The sequence below is a fragment of the Novosphingobium sp. ST904 genome (genome assembly GCF_001298105.1).
Classification (GTDB): Bacteria; Pseudomonadota; Alphaproteobacteria; order Sphingomonadales; family Sphingomonadaceae; genus Novosphingobium.
Window position 1 is genome coordinate 1 of the sequence record NZ_LGJH01000142.1, and the last position, 19,999, is coordinate 19,999.

A 19,999-nucleotide genomic window follows, 5' to 3' on the forward strand; every position below is an offset into this window, starting at 1 on the left:
AATCCGCGCTGTAGCGCTTCCTCGTCGTCTTCATTCCCGTACCAATCTATTTGGTCGGGAGTAGCTTAACACCCTGTCCAGAAAACCGGCACCACCTCATAGCTCATGATCCGTAAACCCGATCTTCCGGCCTGACCATTTACAATTACCGGCGGATCGCGAATCTGACAGGAATTGTCGGACCTGACGTTCGCGGGGTTGCCCGGCAAAGATTTGGTGAGCCCACACCCGTCGGGTCTGAGGCTCGATTGATATCAAGAGCCAAGCCATTGCTACATTGTCATCATCATCGATTACTGAGATTGCGAGTGGGCACAAGTCGATCACGAGATCGCAATCGAGCTTGAGACGGTTAACGATGTCGACTTCGGTAGGTCGTCTTCCAAACCTCGTTCGAATCGAGTTTGCGAGGGTCGTTCAACGCCTCGTTCGGCGCTCAGCTGCGCCGCAAGAGCTTGCACATCCCGCATCCGCGCCGCTGCACCGGCAACTTCGATCGCCTGAGCAATTACCGTTTCCTTCCGCTCATCAATCCGGCGCCGTGCCCCGTTCCGATGCCCGTGCGCGAGGCACCTTTCAGCCTTTCGCGATATGACGCGAGAAGATTGTAAAACTGACGGCGGCCCACTCCAAGACGAGCACTTGCGTCCTCTTGATCGGCGGCCGTAACAGCCACTGCCCTTGCCAGGGGGCCAATGACGACGGCCTGTTCGATCCTTTTCGCCCAAGCAGAAGGGGGCGACACGGCAAGGTCGTCGATCAGAATATTATCTATCAATTTCTTTCTCCAGGAAAAACCTGAAGTCGGAAAACCGTTTCTCGTTCACCTTTAGGATGCAGCCTCAGCTGTACTCGTAATCCCGCGCACTTTTTGGGCTAAGTGGCCGATGCGACGCAGGTCGATCGCATGAATTCTATGAGATCGAGCATGGTCTTCGAATTCGCCCGGTAAATGATCGAGCGCCCCTTTCGATCAAATATTACGACTCCCGCGGCCGCCAAAGCCCGGAGATGGTCGCTGAGCGTGCTTTGTTGAACACCGAGCCTGCGGGCTATTTCACCCGCGGCGAGTCCCTCTTCGCCGGCCGAGGCGAGAAGTTGAATCGCGGCCAGACGGGTATCGTAGGAAAGAGACGCAAGCGCCGCGATTGCTGATGCGTTCTCCATCCTAAGCGTTCCCGGGATTTTCTAGATCTTTCTGGAACTTTTTTGTCTCCAGAAAGGATGCTCGCCCTTGATCTACGACGCACACGCCAGCGTGCAGCCGGACCGAATAAGGCCGCGGAATCACCAATAACATTTCGTTATTTCGGGATATACCGAACATTTACCCTTGTCTGATTTCATAATGGTCATCAGTGAACCTGGCGATGATAGGACAGAAACGATGAAGTTGGAAGGTAGAGGTGGCGAGTACTCCCCACCGCAGGTCAGAGCGACGTTGCGGCGATCTGACACTTCGGGAGCGCGATCAAGGGCAGACATAGGATTGCTGGCAGCAAAGCGCCTCGCATATGTTGCCGCGGAGACGGGAGCGCGATTTATACGTGACAGGATCCAGATCGAACCGATCGACTGGCTGCACAGACCCTGTCAGCTCTTCGATGGAGAGTCGGCGATAAATGCGTGTCGGCATGCTATTGGCTTTGAACGTGCCGTAGCGCTGCACGGTCTTGGTCTTGGCTTGGACTCATCGCCCGCCATTGTCTCCGGCATTCCTGTCGCAGCTTTCCTCAGCGACAGCGCAAACAGCTACTTCGGAGCGTCGCCACCACGGATTCGCGAAGAGCCGAGCCGAAAACGCCACGGCGCGCCGCCCTTTACTCATGCATCATAAGCGCGGAGCTGGATCGCGGGCATATTCATGTGTTTGGGGCGATGATCGCCCGCAGCGCCAGTGAAGTTCGATTTCGCATTCGGCAGAGGTTCGGGCCGTTGCTGGAGGATCAAGCAATCGTGCGACTCGGCTTCGATTGGAGTGAGCCTCTAGCGTGCGCGATGGTTTCCCAAGCGATGGCGCATCTTCTGATGCTCGCGGCGGAAGATCCGACCTCTTCGCTAGCCGAAGGTTTGGATTTCCATATCGAACAACGTTTCGCATCTTAGTGTTATGCGAGCGGAAAGCGATCGCCAAAGGCTCAGGGCCAACCATTTCGGTCACCCCCGTTTCATGTGCGGTCAGCCGCCAGGAACGTCTTCGGTCAGCACCATGTTTTCCTCTGATCGCAAACTCTGCTCTCGTTCGACAAGGGATATATCAGCCTAACTATCCGCGGGCAAGCCGGCGCCGATCATGCTCATTGACTTATATATATTATGCATTTATGTAATATGCGTCTTGATTATAAGGTGGTATATGACGGAAACAGATTTCCTGGATGACTATGATCCGACGGCTTTTGAACGGCCCTCGGTGACCGTGGATTTGGTGCTTCTGGGATTACGCCAAGGCAGTCCCACAGCGCTTCTTGTCAAACGACAGCAAAATCCATTCGCTGGTCAATGGGCGCTCCCGGGCGGCTTCGTCCGGATCGATGAAGCGGTCGACGATGCGGCGAAACGCATATTGCACGACAAGGCCGGCATTCAGTCGGCTCATCTGGAGCAGCTTTACACCTTTGGCTCAGTGAAGCGTGATCCGCGCATGCGCATCATCAGTGTGGCCTATCTCGGGCTGCTCGCAGAAGACTCTTTTGCGAGCGCCCTTAAAGGGACGCCATCTCTTCTAGCCGCCGGTATCGGTGTGCCGTGGACGGGAGAAAAAGGGGGTCCGGTCGAGGTGCAATCGCTCGACGGCAAACCGCTTTTCCTGGCATTCGACCATGCCGAGATTTTGGCCATGGCGATCCTGCGACTGCGCGGAAAGCTAGACTATTCTGATGTCGGCTTCGCGTGGCTCCCGGAGAATTTCACGCTTCGCCAGCTGCAAGATGTCCATGAAGCTATCCTCGGAACGTCGCTCAACAAGCCGGCCTTCCGGCGCCGGATGCTGGACAAAGGCTGGATCGAGGGCACCGGCGAACGCGAGACTGGCGCGTCGTTCAGACCCGCAGAACTTTATCGTTTCAAATGTCAGCATTGAGGGAGGCCAACATGGCACAAATTACGAATTTCGCTTTCATTGCGCGGCTGCGTAGCGATGCTAGCCATCACGTCATCCGCTATCGCAACGGCCGCATACGCCAGAGCGGGCGCGGGATCGTCTTTTGGTTCCGTCCTGAAACGGCAAGCGTCGCCGAGGTCCCAATGGACGACCGCGAGATGACGCTTTTCGTCAAAGGACGCAGCGCCGACTTCCAGCAAGTCAATGTTCAGGGCATTCTCGGCTGGCGGGTGGCCGAGCCCGACCGCGTAGCCGAGCGGATCGATTTCACTATCGGCCTCGCGAATGGCCAATATATTCGCGAGCCGATCGAGCGGATCGAGACGCGGCTTGCCGGCCTCGTCAACCAAGCAACGCTGCAATATCTTGCCGAAGCTCCCGTGCGTGCGCTGCTCGATGCCGGCGTGGAACCCCTGCGCCAGCGACTGGAAGCCGCTCTCGCAAACGATCCGGCCCTAACGGAAATCGGTCTCGCGATCGTCGCGGTACGCCTGAACAACCTGGCACCCAGCAGCGAACTCGAACGCGCACTGCAAACGCCAACCTTCGAGGCGCTCCAGCAAAAAGCCGACGAGGCAATGTTCGAACGCCGCGCGCTGGCGGTCGACAAGGAGCGCGCGATTGCGGAGAATGAGCTCGGCAACAAAACCGAACTCGCACGCCGCGAGAAGCAGCTGATCGCCGAGGAGGCGGAGAACGCTCGAAATCGCGCCACCGGTCTTGCCGAGGCGCAGCAGGTCGAGGCCGAAGCCGAAGCGGGTCGTATCCGTATTGTGGAAAGCGCCAAGGCCGAGGCGGAGCAGGCCCATATCGCAGTTTATCGCGATCTGCCGCCAGCGGTACTCCTAGGATTGGCGGCTCGTGAGCTTGCCGGCAATCTCGACACCGTCGAGCATCTGAACGTCACGCCCGATCTGCTCGCAGCGGTCATGCGTGAGTTCAGACCCGCCGCCGCCGGTGCAATCGCCGGCAGTAAGGATAGGCGCCATGACCTCTACTGCCCCCCGCGCCGTGTTTGTGACGCGCGAGAGTGATTATCAATTGCTCCTCGCGCGCCACGCGACGCGCGAACAGGCACGTTTCTATCTTGAGACGCGCGGGCAAAAATTCAGCGAGCTCGAGACGCGGCATGAACGGTTTCAGGCAGTATTGCGCCAAGCACGAGCCGCCGTCCCAACCGATTGGCGGCAAACGCATGTTCGCCGTGCCGATCTCGATCGGTTCCTTTTCGCGCCCGAAGACGTGATTGTGGCGGTCGGGCAGGATGGGCTGGTCGCTAATGTCGCCAAATATCTGGACGGCCAGCCCGTGCTCGGGGTTAATCCCGCGCCCGACCTTTACGACGGCGTCTTAGTCCGGGTCGCTCTGGATCGGCTCGGCGCCGCCTTGCCAGCCAGTCTCCATGACGATGTCGCGGTCGACCACCGAACGATGGTTGAAGGCAGACTAGACACCGGCGAGAAACTGGTGGCGCTCAATGAGCTGTTCGTGGGCCATCGCAGCCACCAATCGGCCAGATACCGGCTAGCACTTGGCGATACCGCCGAAGACCATTCCTCAAGCGGCCTCATCGTCGCGACCGGTACAGGGGCCACCGGCTGGGCCCGCTCGATCATGGAGGCCACCGGACAGCAGCTGGCGCTGGCCCCGCAGGAACGAGCGGTTGGCTATTTCGTGCGCGAACCGTTCCCGAGTATCGCGACTGGTACTTCTCTTCGGGCTGGGAAGCTGGATCAGACAGCACTCCATGTCACATCGCGAATGAACGATGGTGGAGTCATTTTTGCAGACGGAATCGAGCAGGATTTTCTCCCTTTCGATTGGGGCAGGCAGGTGTCACTCGCTCCCTCTGAACGAGTGCTTCGTCTGGTTTCCACGTAATTGCCTTTTAGGGGAGTATTAGGTGAAAATACCGCCCCGCCGACGGAAAACCGCCTATACTTCGCTGCGTCGGATTGCGAAACGAATGGGCGTGCGTTTTGCAGTGCGCCGCTCAGATCGCGCCCCCTCAGGCTACCCTGACCCGCTCGACACTGACTCTGGTCGATAGTTCAAAAGGGGCAATGGGGTCCTACCAGAGCAAAAAAGAGGTTTTGGTCAGCCTGTCTCTCGCTCGCTGTCGAGCGGGCATGGAGCAACTACGAGCCTCATTGTGACAAAATATTGGCCGATCTTACGATGGTGGAGCACTGGGCGAACGCCATAGAAAACACTCTGTTTTCTCAAGCGCCTTAGGAATTCACGACTGATTTTGGCCGATCATTTGGCCGATATCTCGGCTGTTTTCAGCAGTAGAGATTACTGCGTCCGGAGCGCAAGGCAGATGCCCCGACCTGCTCGGACGGTCAGTCGCCAGCTGGCCAATATCCCGCAACTTCAGCCTGACTCGTGCGACTTCGTCATGAATGCATTGACGCTTGGACGCGAGAATGAGCGGCGATTGCGCTTTTTCCGCTGAGACAACCTCCCGTTAAATGCCTCTGGGCAGAAGTATTTCCGCTTCTCCGCCGCCTGCACCCTCCAGCGTTTCCATATCATAGGCCGGCAAGCCGACGTCCAACGCGAGCTCCAGCTCTGCTCCACCGAGACCAACGAAACGCTCAGTCCTCCCTTCGTCCCTCGACGTCGACCAAAACTCGTGAGCGGAAACGAAAGCCGATATCGAGGATCGGCAGAAAGGCGCGACTACCGGTACCGCTAAAGACAGTTAGGGGGCTTGATGACTTGGGGCATCTGTTGAAGACCGAATCGAGCGCACGAACGGTACTGGCGAGCGCCGGCGTCATCTCATCTACGCGCAATCCGGCCCGAAGTTCACTGTTCATGTCGAAACAATGTGATTTGGCAGATGTTTCTTGTGCTGTTTTATAGGCACGGAGAGCCGTCTCCTCCCCCTGCGTGAGATCGGTTAGATTGAGGCCAGAAAAGCTCATGCATGGGTCTCCCGATCACGGCGTAGAATCGCTGTGGACACTCGACAGCAGCCTTTCTCCGACCGCATCCCAAAAGATGGTTGGGAACCGTCCAAGCAACGTACGCGGGCGATAAATCGTCGAAGGCAATTTCGAGACCCGCCTGCCTCTATACCGCCGCTCCCGCCGAGACAATGTGGGGCGTGCGCTTGATCAAATGGCCAGAATCGGGGCGACCCCGCTGCGCAGGATATGGTCGAAGAGAGGTGCGGCGCGCGGGACAGCATTATGTCGACCCCACCTGCTGGCGGAAGGGATTCGGTCCGAGGCCATCCGCGCCAGCATCGCGCGCGACACAAGCTTGGGTGCGCTCGCACCGGGCACGAGGACAGCGCCGATGACGACATCCGCCGCGACCAACTCGTCTTCGACGCTAGCAATTGCCGACATGCGTGTCCGCACTGGACCGCCAAATAGCTCGTCGAGTTTCCCCAGCGCGTCCTTACCGAGATAAGGTTATTAACCTGGCCGGTGCCCAAGGGAACTGCGCCAGCCCACGGTAAGAAATCGCTGAATTCATCCGCTCATCACGGCCGGAATCGACACAACGGCTTAGGGTCAGGAAACATTGAGGATCACCGCCAGAAAGATGGCAGTGGCGGTGAGAGCGATGGCTGTGAGAAACGCCTTCCCTCGGCGCATCCCGCCACCTCAGCCCGTACGATTGACGAAGGCGATGCCGCTCAAAACGCGCCGATCATCAACTCGCTGCCGGCCGGGTCCGGCCTCGGGATCGACGGCGAGGCGAACCGGGTAGAGGCTGGTGAACCAGCCGACGGTGCGGGACAGGTCGATGCCCTCGACCACCGCCTCGCGGCCATGCCCTTCCAGATGGATCAGGCTAATGCCTTGGCCGGTCCAGCCGGCGAGAGCCTGCGCCAGCGCGGTAAGCAGCACATCGTTGATCCGGGTGCGATAGAGGTTGGGAACGTCCTTCAGCAGACGATCTGTCTCATCGGCGGAGAGCTCGACCGTGTCGATGTCGACGGAAGCCACGTCATTGGGGCCGGATGACAGGTCAATGGGGAGGGGCGCGACCGGTTGCTCGATCTGCTCGCGCCAACCGTCCTGCTCCGCCCGCGCCGCTTCGGTTGCAGCATAGTCATGGAGCTTCCCGGACCAGGCCTTGAACGATGTGGTCTTCGGTGCGAGCGCGGCGCTATCGTCTGCATAGAGCGCTTCCAGATCCTCCATCAGGATGCGCCACGATACGCCATCGACAACGAGATGGTGGATGACGAGGAGGAGGCGCTGAGCGCCGCTGGCAAGCTCGAACAGTCCGACCCGAACGAGAGGGCCGCCGGCAAGGTCGAGGCCACGCTGGAACTCCTCGGCCGCGCCGGCGAGCGCTGCCGTCACGGCGTCCGGTGACAGGGCCGAGAGATCGGCAACCTCAAGCGCGAAGCTGCCCGCCGCCTCACCATGGAACTGGACCCAGCCCGATGGCTCGCGGCGATACCGCAGCCGTAGGGCGTCATGATGTTCCACCAGCCGGGCGAGGACGGTTCCCAGGCGGGCAGGATCGAGCCGCGAGCGCGGCATCAGCCAGAAGGCCTGGTTGAAGTGATCCGGTGTGCCGGGCTCCTGTGCGAAGAACCAGCTCTGGATCGGCGTGAGCGCCACCTCGCCGTCGACCATGCCCTGTTCGGCCCCATCTGGCGCGGCGGCTGTGCTGGCGACCGTGGCGAGAGCCGCCACCGACTGATGTTCGAAGAGTTGTCGGACGGGGATCTTGAGGCCAGCGCGCCCGGCGCGGGCGACCACCTGGATCGACTGGATGGAGTCGCCGCCGAGCTCGAAAAAGTTGTCGAAGACACCGACCCGGTCGAGCTTGAGGACGTCGGCCCAGATACCGGCGAGGATCGCCTCAACGGGCGTGCGCGGCGCGACATAACCCCGCTCTTCCCGCGAAGCGTCAGGTGCGGGGAGTCCGCGCCGGTCCACCTTGCCGTTCGGCGTCAGCGGCAGCGCATCGAGCATGACGATCGCCGAAGGGACCATATAATCGGGCAGGCTCTGCCGCAGATGATCGCGCAGCATCGCGGGATCTGCCTCCTCGCCGACGGCCACCGCATACCCGGAAAAAGACGGCTGGCGGTGTGCAACGCTTTATGGCGGGCCACCATGGGTCCGACCACGAAGTCGCAGCGATGATCGGCTTCGTGCAGAACCGAAATGCCATGGACTGGCTGAGGACACTAAACCACTGGGTCGCTGCGCTCGGCCGCTGGTCAATTGGTACTTGGACGCCATCCGACGCGCTCATGCTCGAGAAGTACGACGCCGACGGCCGCTGTCTCTTTTCAAGATCATCCCATGCGCGGGTGAGCAACACTCCGATGGGACTCTGGCATCTGCTTGTTGAGATGTAGCAGGACCGCCCGAACTTATCTTCTAGGGAGACTTTAGGTGGCCGCGAGGCCTTAGATCCAAAGCCTAATCTGAAGCCCTCAATGGCCATTGTGCTCGGCGTAAACGTGCTTCCGCGTAATGTCATAATAGATGTGGGTTCGGTCGCCGCATTCACGGCACAGCGAGGTGGAAAAAAGCTCCTCCCCCTGTTTCGGATCGAGGAACATCACCCAAATTGGAACCTCTCGCCCGGCGTTGTCGGTGTAATTTCCCATCGGCTGCCACCGCAGTATCTCGCCCGTCATCGTATCCGTTACAAGCAGCGCCGCGCCACGCGGCCCATCGTCGCAGCCTTCGAACACGACGCTCTGCCCAAGGATGCGGCGCCCGCCGGGTGCGACGCTTTCGGCACGCCAGGAGGATTGCGCCTTATAGCCATCGATTTCGGTTTGCGTGTCGCGATCAATTCCCCCGAACGTGTCGGGTCCCACTGGCTCGAGCGAGCAAACGGTGTAGCTGTAATAGATCATCGTTTCGCCGATAAAGTCTGAAAGCTTCTTGACCGTAACCGGGCCTGCGGCTTGTCCGAGAATGCGCGCGTTCATCGCGCCGTCCCACCACATGCTGTTGGGCTCTTTTTTTACGAACACGCTTGGTGCGGCATTCACGGCCACGCTGGACATCGATAGTAAAATGGCTGCTAGCAGAACATTCCCATTTGTTCACTGGACGGACTGGGCTTTAGCAAGGTGAGACGCCCGAACTGAGCTCACTGGCTCATCGATTCATTTGAGCGAGCAACCGCCCAAAGAGTAGCCATCGCCAAACGTTTCGCGGATGTCTTCGCATATGAAGGAAATCCTGGCGCCTTTCTTCAGCGACCCAATTTCCTTGCCGTCCTTCGCTGCAAAGGATGCGCTGACAAAATGCGTAAGATAATCCTCCGTCTTGCCAGTGAATGAGACCACCGGGGCGCTGGCATCACCCCCGAACTCCTGGATGACCTCTTTCGTGAAGCGAAGGCGGTGCTTTCCGTACTTCTCGCCTGCGGCAATTTTATTGCCCTCAACGTCCTTCCATATGCCTTTGATGGTAGCGTCTATGATGGGGGCGTTGGCCATATCGAATGTTTCGCCTGACGTGTTGAAGGCATCTTTGTTCATCGCTTCACCTAAAGACTGGGTGCCCTTAATCCAGCCGTAACAGACGTAGAGCGTCAGGACGCCCGTCACGATTCCAGCGATTGCGAGCGATCTCGACTTCCGGAGAAGGGCGATTAGACCAAAGAGGATCGCTAACGGCCCTAAAATCCACGATACGAAGCCGATTAGCGGAATGAATGAGAGTATCAGACCGATTAGTCCGACAATGAATGCCGCTTTTCCTAGCGCATTGTGGTCAGGTCTACTTGCAGCATCTGTAGTCATATCGCCCCCTGTATAAATATCATCGACGCCTGCGTTATATCGTTGATTATCCAGTCGCAAGATCCCCGCTACCTCTATACGCGGAAATGGGTTGGGAAGGCCCGCACCTAGCGAACGCGTGCTAATTGCACAGTTTCCCGTAACTGCTCGGCGTGACGCCGAGCACGCGCTTAAACATAGTCGAGAAATTGCCCGGCCCGTCATATCCGAGATCATAGGCGATCGAGGTTACCGACGCCCCCGCGGCTAATTTCGGCAGCGCGACCGAGATACAGGCCTGCTGACGCCATTCCGCAAAGCTCATCCCAGTCTGCCCCCGAAAGAGACGTGTGAAAGTGCGCCTGTTCATTCCCATCAAGTCTGCCCAGCCATCGATCGTCGATGTCGCGTCGGGACGTCTGAGAAAGGCGTGGCAAAGCTGCGCAAGCGCATTGTGTGCGGGAAATGGCACGGCCAACGGTATGAGGGGGGCGATGCTAATCTCCGCCAGCAGTAAATTCATGACCATTCCGTCGCGGCCAGCCAAATTATATTCCGATGGGACATCCGCCGCCGCGGCGAGCAAGTGGCGAAGAAGCGGAGAGACCCCGACGACCTCGCACTTAACGTCCCGCCCCGGGCATGCGGCGGGTTCGATAAGAACGCTGCGAGTTTGGACGGCGCCAACCATGCGGACCGAATGCGGGGTGCCGGCGGGGATCCAGACGGCACGTTCGGGCGGGGCGACCCATGCCCCATTGGGCGTGCTTACGGCCATCACCCCGGTGGCGGCATATAGAAACTGACTGCGCTGGTGGCGATGTTCAGCAAGCTCGTGCGAGTCGGGAAAATCATGCCCGACGGCGATCGCTGGACGGTCGACTATCTCATCAGGTTCGGCATCAATATCCATATTGTCTCACTCTCAGAAAATTTTGGCTCGCACAAGAAAGCGGGAACGACGAACCCTTGTTACAGGCGGTCGGCATTTCGAAAGACGCCCCTATGAACGACACGACTGCCAGCCTGCCCGCTCACCATATCCCGACGCCAGCCCCGCGCCAGCATCCTCCAAAATTCGTGCTGGAAATCGTCGGTGCGGTCGCTCTCGCCCATCTACTGAACGATCTGATCCAAGCCGTGCTTCCCGCCATTTATCCAATGCTCAAGGATAAATATCATCTCAGCTTCGCCGAGATCGGCTGGATTACGCTCGTCTATCAGGTCACCGCTTCGCTGCTCCAGCCGTGGGTCGGCTTTTATACCGACAAGCGCCCTCTGCCCTATCTGCTGCCGCTCGGGATGGTGGTCACGCTCGCAGGCGTAGGGGCGCTCGCAGCAGCGGGAAGCTATTCCGCCCTGATCATGGCCTCGGCCGTCATCGGGGTCGGGTCGGCGACCTTCCATCCCGAAGCTTCGCGCGTCGCGCGAATGGCGTCGGGCGGCCGGTTCGGAACGGCGCAATCGGCATTTCAGGTCGGCGGCAACACAGGCTCGGCCCTCGGCCCCATTGTGGCGTCCATCGTCATTCTCCCGTTCGGCCAGACGGCCGTCGGCTGGCTTGCCTTTGCCGCCATTGCCGCGATCTGGGTGCTTTTCATTGTGACACGTTGGCGTTTGCGGGCGGCAGCCGCGCAGCCGGTCGCGGCCGGTCCGTCGCCAGCGTCGCCGTACAGCCGCCGCGAGATCATCCGCGCGCTTTCGGTGATCGGGGTGCTTATGTTCGCGAAATTTATCTACATCGGCGCCTTCACGAACTACTTCACATTCTATCTCATCGAGCGCTTCGACCTCGGAGTCCGAGACTCGCAATTCTATCTCTTCTGCTTTCTTGCCGCGGTTGCCGCGGGAACATTCGCGGGCGGCCCGGTGGGAGACCGGATCGGGAGAAAAGCGGTCATCTGGGTATCCTTCCTGGGTGTCGCCCCTTTTGCGATGATCCTGCCGCACGCCAATCTGGCGTGGACCGCGATCCTTGCTGTGTCGATCGGCTTGATCATGTCGTCCGCATTCGCCGCGCTCGTCGTCTATGCGCAGGAGCTCGTTCCCGGCCGTGTCGGCCTCGTCTCGGGACTGATGTTCGGCCTGATGTTCGGGATTAGTGGGATCGGGGCTGCCGGCCTTGGCCAGCTCGCGGATTTCCATGGCATCGTCTGGGTGTTCAAATACTGCGCCTATCTGCCGCTTCTAGGGGTTGCGACCTGTATGCTTCCCGCGCCGGGGGGGCCGCTCGTCGCAATCGGCCCTGATGACATCCACCATCACCCATCAAACATTGAGGACTGAAATCAGACAAGCCGTTCCCGGTGCATTGATCACGTCGCTAATAAGGGCGACGTGCTCTCTGCAGGGCAAAAGCTATTGGCAATACTGACTACCGCAGGTGCCAAAGGGTGCATAGGAAGAGGCACTCCTAGCCCGTTGCCTATTGCCTGCTCAAGAAGCTCTCAGTCTGAAGATATTGCTGAAGTCGGTCACCGGCCTCGCCGAAGCGCCGCACGGCCTGTGGAGATTGGCCAGCATCGAGGAGATACGGTCGCCTGTGCGTAATGCGAGAGCTACGATCGTCAGCGTGGGGTTTGCCCACCCCGCCGTGGGAAAGGTCGACGAGCCGACGACGTAAAGATTACGAAGGCCGTGCACGCGTCCGTTAGCGTCGACCACGCCGGTTCGCGAAGTGGCCGACATTCGCGTCGTCCCCATATGATGATAACCGCCGATCGGATGCGAAGAGACGAGACGATCGCTCTGCCACGCCGGACCATCTTCGGCCAGCCAGTCTGCTGCTTCGACATGCCCTTTTCCGAGGCGCGCGAGTTCGTCGCCGAGCGCCAGCACCAAGCCCGCCACGCTACGCTTGTCGAGCGGCGACAGTCGCCAGTCGAGGTTGACCCGCCGGACCCCGAGCGGATCGATCTGGGAGCCAAGGGTGACGCGGCTGTCCGGATTGGGAGATTGCTCGGCGCGGATAAGGAGCGCGACGTCGGCAAAGCCCGCTTTGTGCAGCAGCCAAGGCCGAGCCGGATCGATATGACGCTGGGCCCAGTTCGCTGCCTTCTTCGTCACCATCCAGAGAGCGCGGCCTTGTTTTGTCGGAGCAAGGTCATGCTTGAGACTACCGTATACCCGCATGCCGACGAATTGCGCAGCCTGGACTGGCTGACGAGCGACGATCGTTAGCGAGCTGTTCAAAATGCCTGCGCGCCGCTGAAGAGCCGCGGCCGGCGTGATCAGGCCGGCGACGTCGTGTCCTGCGATCCGATGGCGCCGCGCAAAGCATTTCAGGAGATTCCAACTGTCTCCCCCAATGATGCGGCCCCCGCGCGCATGGGGATGTTCCATGAAATAGCGCCCCACTTGATCATAGTCGTTACCGATGTCGGAGGCGAGAAGCAGCCGGGCATTTTCGATTCCACCCGCTGCGAGCACGACCGCGTCGGCGACGACCATTAGCCGCCCGCCCTTTAAAGAGCGCGCTTCGACTCGCTGCACAACGCCCGCGCGCTCTTCGATACCGGAGACGCTCGCGTGACAGGCGACCTCGCAGCGCGGATGCGCAACCAAGTCGGCGCAGGCCCCGAAGGTAAAACGGTTGACCGCAGGGTCGAATGTCCAGACTGGCGTTTTGAGCAGTTGCGCATCGAAAGCCGGAACGGGCGCGCGGGCAGAACCTACCTCCGCCAGTTCGATCCGCCGCTTGGGAAGGGCGAACATCGGCCGTGCTTCAGCATAATAGGAGGCCAGATCGTCCAGATCGATGGGCCAGCCGGAATGTGGCACCCAGTCTCGGCGCTCGAAATCGATCGCATCCAGTTCGGCGCAGCGCCCGCCCCAAATCGCGGTGGTGCCGCCAAAGAAACGCATTCGCGCGTGGTCGAGAGGGTAATAGTCTTCGCCGCTGCTCGTTCCGGCATTGAGGTCGGCCGTCGCTGCCTCGAAATCCGTGCCGCCGCTTTCGAGAAGCAGCACCTCATGTCCTGCAGCGAGAAGCCGCCGGGTCAGTGCGATACCCGCCACGCCGGCGCCGACCACGCAGACCTCGGTCCGGCGCCGGATGGTGCCGTCAACGGTGTCGAGATCGAGCATCATCGGCCGTTCCGATCGTCCACGAGCGCGGGCACGGCGGGCGGCTGGCGCCCGCAGAATGTTCGATTGCATAGGCAGCGGCGGCACCGAGCAGGCCGGGGTTCGGATGGGTCAGAACCTTGACCGGGATCCCAGACATATAGGCTTCGAACCGACCCTTGGCGGCGAACCTCAGCGGAAAGCCCGAGTGGGAGAGCCGGTCCGCAAGACGCAGGCCGAGCCCGCCCGCGATAACGAGGCCCGATTCATCTTGCGCAAGTGCCAAATCCCCTCCGAACCCACCGAGGCAGAGGCAGAAGCGCTCCAGTGCGGCTTCTGCCATCGGGTCCGAGCCGCGAGCGCGACCGTCCACAAGTCTTCAATGTCGTAGGATCCGTGAGTGACGTCGCCTTCCGCCATCACCTCATAGATGTTTTTCAGTCCCGGGCCCGAAAGGATCCGTTCGGCCGACACCCGCCGGAACCGGGCGCGCAGCGCCGTGGCCAGCCGGTCCTCGATCGGATCGAGCGGCGCAAAGTCCATATGCCCGCCTTCGGTTTCGCTGACATAGGGGCCGGTAGCGGTTCGAAGGACATGCGCGACCCCCGGTCCCGTTCCGGGGCCGACAATGCTGATCGTCCCCCGCCCGGGCAAGTCGACGTCGGGGCCGCAAACATGTTGAAGCTCGCCGGGTCCCATCACTGCGATCGCATATCCGATCGCCGCGAAGTCGTTTACAACGGTCGCGCTGTCGACGCCGAGCGACGCGCCCGCGGCGGCCGGGCGAATGATCCAGCTGCTGTTGGTGAGCTTCAGCACATCGCCGTGGACGGGACCGGCAAAGGCGATGGCGACGGCGTTCGGCAGAGCTTGGCCGAGCTTTCCGGCAAACGCCGACCACGCCCTTTCGAGGCTGGGAAAATCGCCTGTCAGGAAGGTGGTCGCCTCGCCGAGGTTACCAACCCTTCCCGCTTCTATTTCGGCAAGGGCGAGGGGGACATGGGTGCCGCCGACGTCGATCGTCACAATCCGTTTCATTGGGTGGTGGCCCTTTGTAGATGGAAGATGAGGCTGCGTTTCACAGGGCCAGCGACGCCTTGAGGCCGACGACGACTACGTCGTTCGCGGCATCGTAACCGCCCGGGACCATCACATATTGGAGGTTCGGCCGCAGGGTGACGCCGGCGAACCGCCGCAGCGTGTAGGAAAGTTCGGCGGCGTATTCCGCATCGGGCTTCGGCTCGCCGGGCACGAGCCCGATGACCGCGCGGCCGTTCACATTCGCGCGGGCAACCGCAAATGCGATGTCGTCGTGCGGGCGCCCCGGGATGAGGCCCGTGTAGAACAGCCCGGCTGCGACCTGATTGTCGGTAACGGTGGTTCGCCGATCGGCCTGGGTGACGTTGAGAAAAGCCACCAGGCCCGTCGTCGTCTGCGGGCCGCTGGCCCTCTCGCGCGCGGCCCCGGTCAGTTGCTGCTGGAATTGTGCGTAGACACCATAGCGTCCATCGCGTCGCAGCGGATCCAGGCCTGTGACCGGCCGCTGGTCTGGATCGATGCGCCGCGCCACATCGTCGGCATCGGCTGTATTGTACCAACCGCCGACGCGATAAGCGCCGGGCAAGCCCGACCGGCCGCGCCTTGGCGTATAGCCCACTTCGATCGGCACGAGCATGCCCGTGGCACCATGGAAATGCCCGATCGAGAAGTCCTTCTCGAGATTGCGCGGATTGACCTCATAGGCGCCGGCCATCGCATAGAAGCGGTCGCTGCGTACGCGCAGGCGCGCGCCCCATTGGCTGATCGGCCAGTTGTACCAATAATCGCCGGCCAGGTTTCCGGGCGGCGAACCGCAGAAGCTCAGATTCTGGAGCTGGCACGAAAAGGCGGCAAAGTCCTCGCCCTGCGTGAGACGGCCGAGTTTGATGTCGGCATGCCCGTCCAGAAAGCTTTGCTGATACCAGAATTGGGTCAGGCGCCAGGTCTGGCCGCGTCCGTAGACTTCCTGCACCTGCTGCAACACGCCAAGGCCCGCCGCCGCACCAAGGTCCTTGCCGCGCCGATAGGTAATCGTTGCCTTGAACGTGCCGCCGGCGAGCCCGACGAGTTTCTCGAAATCGAGCGTCACCCCAAGGGCGAACTGGCCGGTTTCGCGAACGCGTTCGCGCTCGCCGCCCGATGCATTCCACGCTGTTTCGGAAACATAGGAGGCGCTGAGATCGACCCCCTCGTCGCGCATCCGGGTCCGCAGGCCGCCCCATTCACCGCTCAGGGTCTGGGGGGCATCTGAGGCCGCGGCCGGAACAGCGGGCTCGGCAGGCTGGACCCTGTCGGTGGTATCGGCAGTCTCGGCAGGGCCGGCCTGGGCAAAGGCAGGGACAGCCGCCAGCAGGCCGATGCCGAGCCCGGTGGGCACGAACAAAGAGCGCATCTTAAGTCTCCAGAGGCTTTGCGGCCGATCGGCCGAACGCTGCGATGAGCGCGTAACAGGCGACCGGGACAATGAGGGCGGCGGAGACACTGAGCGCGTCGGCCAAGCTTCCGGTGACGAGCGGCACGACGCGCCGCCGACGATCGCCATGCATAGCAGACCCGATGCCTCGGGCGTCTTGTTTCCCTGCCCTTCGACCGCGAGCGAAAAGATGGTCGGGAACATGATCGAGTTGAACAGCCCGACCGCGATAATCGACCATCCGGCAAGCGGTCCGCTCGTCGCCATCGAGATAAGGACGAGCGTTCCGGCGCACAGCGCAGCGATCGCAAGAAGTTTGCCGGGAACGACGCGCTTGAGGAGCCAGGCACCCGCAAACCGGCCGACGATGGCACCGCCCCAGTAGAGCGATAGCCGTTCGCCGGCACTTTGCGCGGTGAGGCCAAACGTATCGGACTGTTCGAGATAGCTGACGAGGAGACTGCCGATCGCGACCTCGGCCCCGACATAAATGAACAGCGCGCTTGCGCCGAAGGCTATGCGCCGCTGCCGAAGCAGCGAGAGCGTGTCGAGAAGGCCGACCTTGTCGGGCTTCTCGGTCGTAAGCTGGCTGCGGCGCGACGAGAACACCAGGGCAACCAGGATGAGGACGATCGCGATGGCTACATAGATTTGGCTGATAATAGCGGTCTCGGCTGCGCGGTGCGCGGCGAGTTCGGACGGCGAAAGGGCCGCCTGATCCACCGGAATAGCCGTGCCCAATATCATCTGCGCCCCGATGTACGGCCAGATCGTGGTGCCGAGCGAGTTGAAGGCCTGCGCAAGGGTCAAGCGGCTGCTGGCGCCCGCAGGATCTCCGAGCGTCGTGATCAGCGGGTTCGACGCGACCTGCAGGATCGTGATGCCGCTTGCCAGAATGAACAGCGCTTCGAGAAAGGGCCAATAGCTGCCCGAACCCGACGCGGGCCAGAACAGGAGGGCACCGAAAGCCATCAGCGCCAGCCCGGCAACGAGCCCGCGGACATAGCCGACGCGGGACACGAGCATTGCCTGCGGGGATCGAGACCAGAAAATAGGCCATGAAGAGGCGAACTGGGTGAGCATCACCTCGGCGTAGCTGAGCGCGAAAAGCCCTTTCAGCTTCGGGATCAGGACATCGTTGAGGCTCGTGGCGCCGCCCCAGATGAAGAATAGTCCGAAAACCAGCCATACCAGCGACCGCATGCCGATCGACGACACGGCTGTGTCCGCTTGTGTTTGAGTTTCGTATCATGCGCTCCGATAAGACGAGGCATCGTGCCCGCCCGCGACCGTTGGACGCGGCGGGGATGTCTCAGGAGCGCTGACCCGAGGCGAAATTCTCGCTGGGTTTAATCATATCAAGGTACAGGAAAGCAGACACTTAGCGACATACCGTCACCGCAACCCACCACCTTAGGCTATGACGGCCTCATAGAACCGACCGGCGGTTCGGTTGCAATCGGCTCCAAAATGTGGGGGTCGGAGCGGCGCTAAATTGCGCCCCGTGCCCGCGCGCTCGTTGCGCTCGGGCAGGCACCCGGCTTCCAAAAAAGCGATGGCCGAGGCAACGGTGGCGAGCATCCAAGTCGCGCCGACTTTGCGGGTCTGGGACTATTGCTCGCCGCGCGAAAGACCGGAGCGCCTATCCGGCGGCCCGCGCCGCAGCATGCTCGGCACCGGCCGACAGGCAAGTCGAACGGGTCTGGCTCGGCGTGAGGCCGAAATAGGCTTTGAACGCCCGATTGAAACTGCTGATATTTTCGAAACCCATGCTGAAGGCGACCTGCGTCACCGATGGCGCGTGGCGACCATAGCCGTTCAATAAACGGCGGCATTCTTCGAGCCGCTTCGATCGGATGGCCGCGGTCATCGTCGTTCCGTGACTCGCGAACAGCTGGCGTAAATAGCGTTCGCTGATCCCGCATGCGGCCGAAATCGCAGCAGGTCCGAGACTGGAATCGCGAAGATGCTGGTCGACAAAGCGATTGACCCTGTTGAACATGATTTCGGTATGGCGGCTACGCCCGATGCCGTCGTCGTCTTCGGCGTGGGTAAAAGTGGCCGTCACGATGTCGAGGACATTGCTGGCGAGTACGCGTGCCTCGTCGTCGCGCAATGCCTTGCTGGCGTGCAGGCAAGCGTGGATCATGCGATTCGCCGCGAAGCCCAGACCCGTATCGGTGGGGAGCGCGCGCCCGAGCCAGTCCCGGTAAGTGAAAAGCCGCGTCTCGAGTGCGGAACGGGGCACCTTCAGCCAGATAGCTTTCCAGGCGCTCGAGACTTCGACTTCGTAAATCTTGCTGCTGTCGATAAGCGCGAGCGAACCGCGCTTGATCCGGGCAACCCGGCCCTCCTGCCGCAGAGTCGCCTCACCCGCGATCCCGAGCACGACAAGGAACATGTCGACCTTCGAGGCTTTGAGCGTGTACGCCGTGCGCGCGATGCGCGCGGGGCTTCCCCAACTCGACGAATAGACGAGATCGGTATCGCCAAGTTCGGCCCGGAGGAACACGCCGCCGTAATCCTTGCTTCCGACCTGCTCGAGTTCGTAAAAAATCTCGGACATCGTCGACGGGACGAAACGCGGCATCCTCGTGATCCGGGCCGATTGCGGATCGGCGAAGCCGACCTCATCGATCGACAGGTCCGGATCGGCAATGGATGCGCGTCGGGCAGCGGCATTGGCCATCTGATATTTCCTCTCCTTGGGCGTCCCCGACCCGGCTTTTTCCACCTGTTTGACCGGGACGTCAGATCATCATTGTCAGGCGGCAGCCGACATCGCTGGGGCGACGGTGAAGTCATATTCGACCGCCACGTGCCGCTCGTTGGTCCGGGTACCGTCCGGCAGCACGCCGCCGTCCCGCTGCTGAAATTCCTGGATGAGCTCGCGCTTGACCCCGAAAACCGGATCGGCTTCCAGGTACGGATCTCCCCCCACGAACACCATGGTCGTCAGCTTTTCGGAGTCCGGCGTTTCGATCATGACGTGGATGTGGCCGGGCCGCATGTTCGACCGGTGCGTGGCGCGCATCATCGCGCCCACCGGGCCATCGTCGGGAATGGGATAGGACGCGGGCATCACTGACCGAAACCAGAACTGACCGTCCGCGCCGGTCCGCAACGAGGCACGCATCGCCGTCTCGTCCGGACCGAAATCAGGAAGCATCATATCATAATGTCCGTCGGCGTCGGAATGCCACACTTCGACGATCGCGCCCGCTACCGGCTTGCCTTGCGTGTCACGCACATGCCCCGTGAAGATGAGCGGGGTTCCCTCGGCCTTGCCCGATATGTCGGAACCGAGCGGCAGCGTCGGCCGGCCCTCATAGTAGAACGGGCCGAGAACCGAATTGACGGTCGCTCCCGAGGGGTAGCGATGGTTGATCGCATCGACGAGGGTGGTGACGCCGAGCGTATCGGACAGCAGGATGAACTCCTGCCGGACGTCCGAACACATCTGCCCGGTACGCGTCAGAAACTCGATGGCTGAGAACCACTCGGCATCACTCGGCTCGATATCGCGCACGAACGCGTGCAGATGGCTCACCAGCGACAGCATGATCTGCCGGGTCCGCTCGTCCGGCGTATCGCCGACCGCGCCCATCACCGCCTTGGTGATCGTTTCCTCATTCACGTCCAGCATTTG

The 19,999-nt window shown here is 61.1% G+C and carries 17 protein-coding genes and 1 pseudogene; 6 read left to right on the forward strand and 12 right to left on the reverse strand.

All coding sequences use genetic code 11. The features are described 5' to 3' along the window. Positions 1-876 precede the first annotated feature (876 nt). A complete protein-coding gene (locus tag ADT71_RS12170) occupies positions 877-1,167 on the reverse strand; it encodes a helix-turn-helix transcriptional regulator (protein ID WP_054437206.1) in 291 nt (96 codons plus the stop codon). Between the two features lie 711 nt (positions 1,168-1,878). Here ADT71_RS12170 and ADT71_RS31335 point away from each other — a divergent pair. The 4 genes from ADT71_RS31335 (at position 1,879) to ADT71_RS12185 (ending at position 4,984) form a co-directional block, all read left to right on the forward strand. Next, on the forward strand, positions 1,879-2,106 hold the full coding sequence (locus ADT71_RS31335) for a hypothetical protein (RefSeq protein WP_156336572.1): 228 nt from the start codon (positions 1,879-1,881) through the stop codon (positions 2,104-2,106). 250 nt (positions 2,107-2,356) lie between these two features. Then, positions 2,357-3,082, forward strand: coding sequence for an NUDIX domain-containing protein (locus ADT71_RS12175; RefSeq protein WP_054437208.1), 726 nt, complete (start codon positions 2,357-2,359; stop codon positions 3,080-3,082). 11 nt (positions 3,083-3,093) lie between these two features. Then, positions 3,094-4,137 carry an SPFH domain-containing protein gene (locus ADT71_RS12180; RefSeq protein ID WP_054437209.1) on the forward strand — a complete coding sequence of 348 codons (1,044 nt, stop codon included), beginning with the start codon at positions 3,094-3,096 and terminating at the stop codon, positions 4,135-4,137. Then, positions 4,091-4,984, forward strand: coding sequence for an NAD(+)/NADH kinase (locus tag ADT71_RS12185; RefSeq protein WP_054437211.1), 894 nt, complete (start codon positions 4,091-4,093; stop codon positions 4,982-4,984). The genes ADT71_RS12180 and ADT71_RS12185 overlap by 47 nt, the downstream gene beginning before the upstream one ends. A gap of 719 nt (positions 4,985-5,703) precedes the next feature. Here ADT71_RS12185 and ADT71_RS31340 read toward each other — a convergent pair. The 3 genes from ADT71_RS31340 to ADT71_RS12195 form a co-directional block, all read right to left on the reverse strand. Then, on the reverse strand, positions 5,704-6,036 hold the full coding sequence (locus ADT71_RS31340; RefSeq protein WP_132469816.1) for a hypothetical protein: 333 nt from the start codon (positions 6,034-6,036) through the stop codon (positions 5,704-5,706). Positions 6,037-6,228: 192 nt separating this feature from the next. After that, positions 6,229-6,510 (reverse strand): hypothetical protein, encoded by a 282-nt coding sequence (locus tag ADT71_RS12190; RefSeq protein WP_082370307.1) that lies wholly within the window; start codon positions 6,508-6,510, stop codon positions 6,229-6,231. 216 nt (positions 6,511-6,726) lie between these two features. Next, positions 6,727-8,145 (reverse strand): condensation domain-containing protein, encoded by a 1,419-nt coding sequence (locus ADT71_RS12195; protein ID WP_054437214.1) that lies wholly within the window; start codon positions 8,143-8,145, stop codon positions 6,727-6,729. Between the two features lie 80 nt (positions 8,146-8,225). On the opposite strand from ADT71_RS12195, the gene ADT71_RS12200 reads away from it, so the two are divergent. Then, positions 8,226-8,447: a hypothetical protein gene (locus ADT71_RS12200; protein ID WP_132469814.1), complete on the forward strand. Its 222-nt coding sequence runs from the start codon at positions 8,226-8,228 to the stop codon at positions 8,445-8,447. Between the two features lie 78 nt (positions 8,448-8,525). Here the strand turns inward: ADT71_RS12200 and ADT71_RS12205 are convergent, their stop codons facing one another. The 3 genes from ADT71_RS12205 to ADT71_RS12215 all read right to left on the reverse strand — a co-directional run bounded on the left by ADT71_RS12205 (position 8,526) and on the right by ADT71_RS12215 (position 10,746). Further along, complete coding sequence (locus tag ADT71_RS12205; RefSeq protein WP_132469813.1) at positions 8,526-9,101, reverse strand: hypothetical protein; 576 nt, start codon at positions 9,099-9,101, stop codon at positions 8,526-8,528. Positions 9,102-9,212: 111 nt separating this feature from the next. Continuing rightward, on the reverse strand, positions 9,213-9,914 hold the full coding sequence (locus tag ADT71_RS12210) for a DUF4190 domain-containing protein (RefSeq protein WP_165913330.1): 702 nt from the start codon (positions 9,912-9,914) through the stop codon (positions 9,213-9,215). A 61-nt stretch (positions 9,915-9,975) separates the two neighbouring features. After that, on the reverse strand, positions 9,976-10,746 hold the full coding sequence (locus tag ADT71_RS12215; RefSeq protein ID WP_054437223.1) for a helix-turn-helix domain-containing protein: 771 nt from the start codon (positions 10,744-10,746) through the stop codon (positions 9,976-9,978). Between the two features lie 92 nt (positions 10,747-10,838). On the opposite strand from ADT71_RS12215, the gene ADT71_RS12220 reads away from it, so the two are divergent. Continuing rightward, positions 10,839-12,119: an MFS transporter gene (locus tag ADT71_RS12220; RefSeq protein ID WP_082370308.1), complete on the forward strand. Its 1,281-nt coding sequence runs from the start codon at positions 10,839-10,841 to the stop codon at positions 12,117-12,119. A gap of 150 nt (positions 12,120-12,269) precedes the next feature. Here the strand turns inward: ADT71_RS12220 and ADT71_RS12225 are convergent, their stop codons facing one another. From ADT71_RS12225 to ADT71_RS12250, 5 genes and pseudogenes are all read right to left on the reverse strand, one after another. Continuing rightward, positions 12,270-13,922, reverse strand: a complete 1,653-nt coding sequence (locus tag ADT71_RS12225; RefSeq protein ID WP_082370309.1) for an FAD-dependent oxidoreductase — start codon at positions 13,920-13,922, stop codon at positions 12,270-12,272. A gap of 52 nt (positions 13,923-13,974) precedes the next feature. Next, positions 13,975-14,936: pseudogene (locus ADT71_RS12230) on the reverse strand (glucokinase); the annotation flags it as partial. A gap of 40 nt (positions 14,937-14,976) precedes the next feature. Beyond that, positions 14,977-17,568: a glucose/galactose MFS transporter gene (gene gluP / locus ADT71_RS31345; RefSeq protein WP_132469811.1), complete on the reverse strand. Its 2,592-nt coding sequence runs from the start codon at positions 17,566-17,568 to the stop codon at positions 14,977-14,979. A gap of 424 nt (positions 17,569-17,992) precedes the next feature. After that, on the reverse strand, positions 17,993-19,039 hold the full coding sequence (locus ADT71_RS12245) for a helix-turn-helix domain-containing protein (protein ID WP_054437226.1): 1,047 nt from the start codon (positions 19,037-19,039) through the stop codon (positions 17,993-17,995). A gap of 75 nt (positions 19,040-19,114) precedes the next feature. Further along, the gene (locus ADT71_RS12250) at positions 19,115-19,996 is read right to left on the reverse strand and encodes a dioxygenase (protein WP_054437227.1); all 882 of its coding nucleotides are present in this window, start codon (positions 19,994-19,996) and stop codon (positions 19,115-19,117) included. Positions 19,997-19,999: the final 3 nt, after the last annotated feature.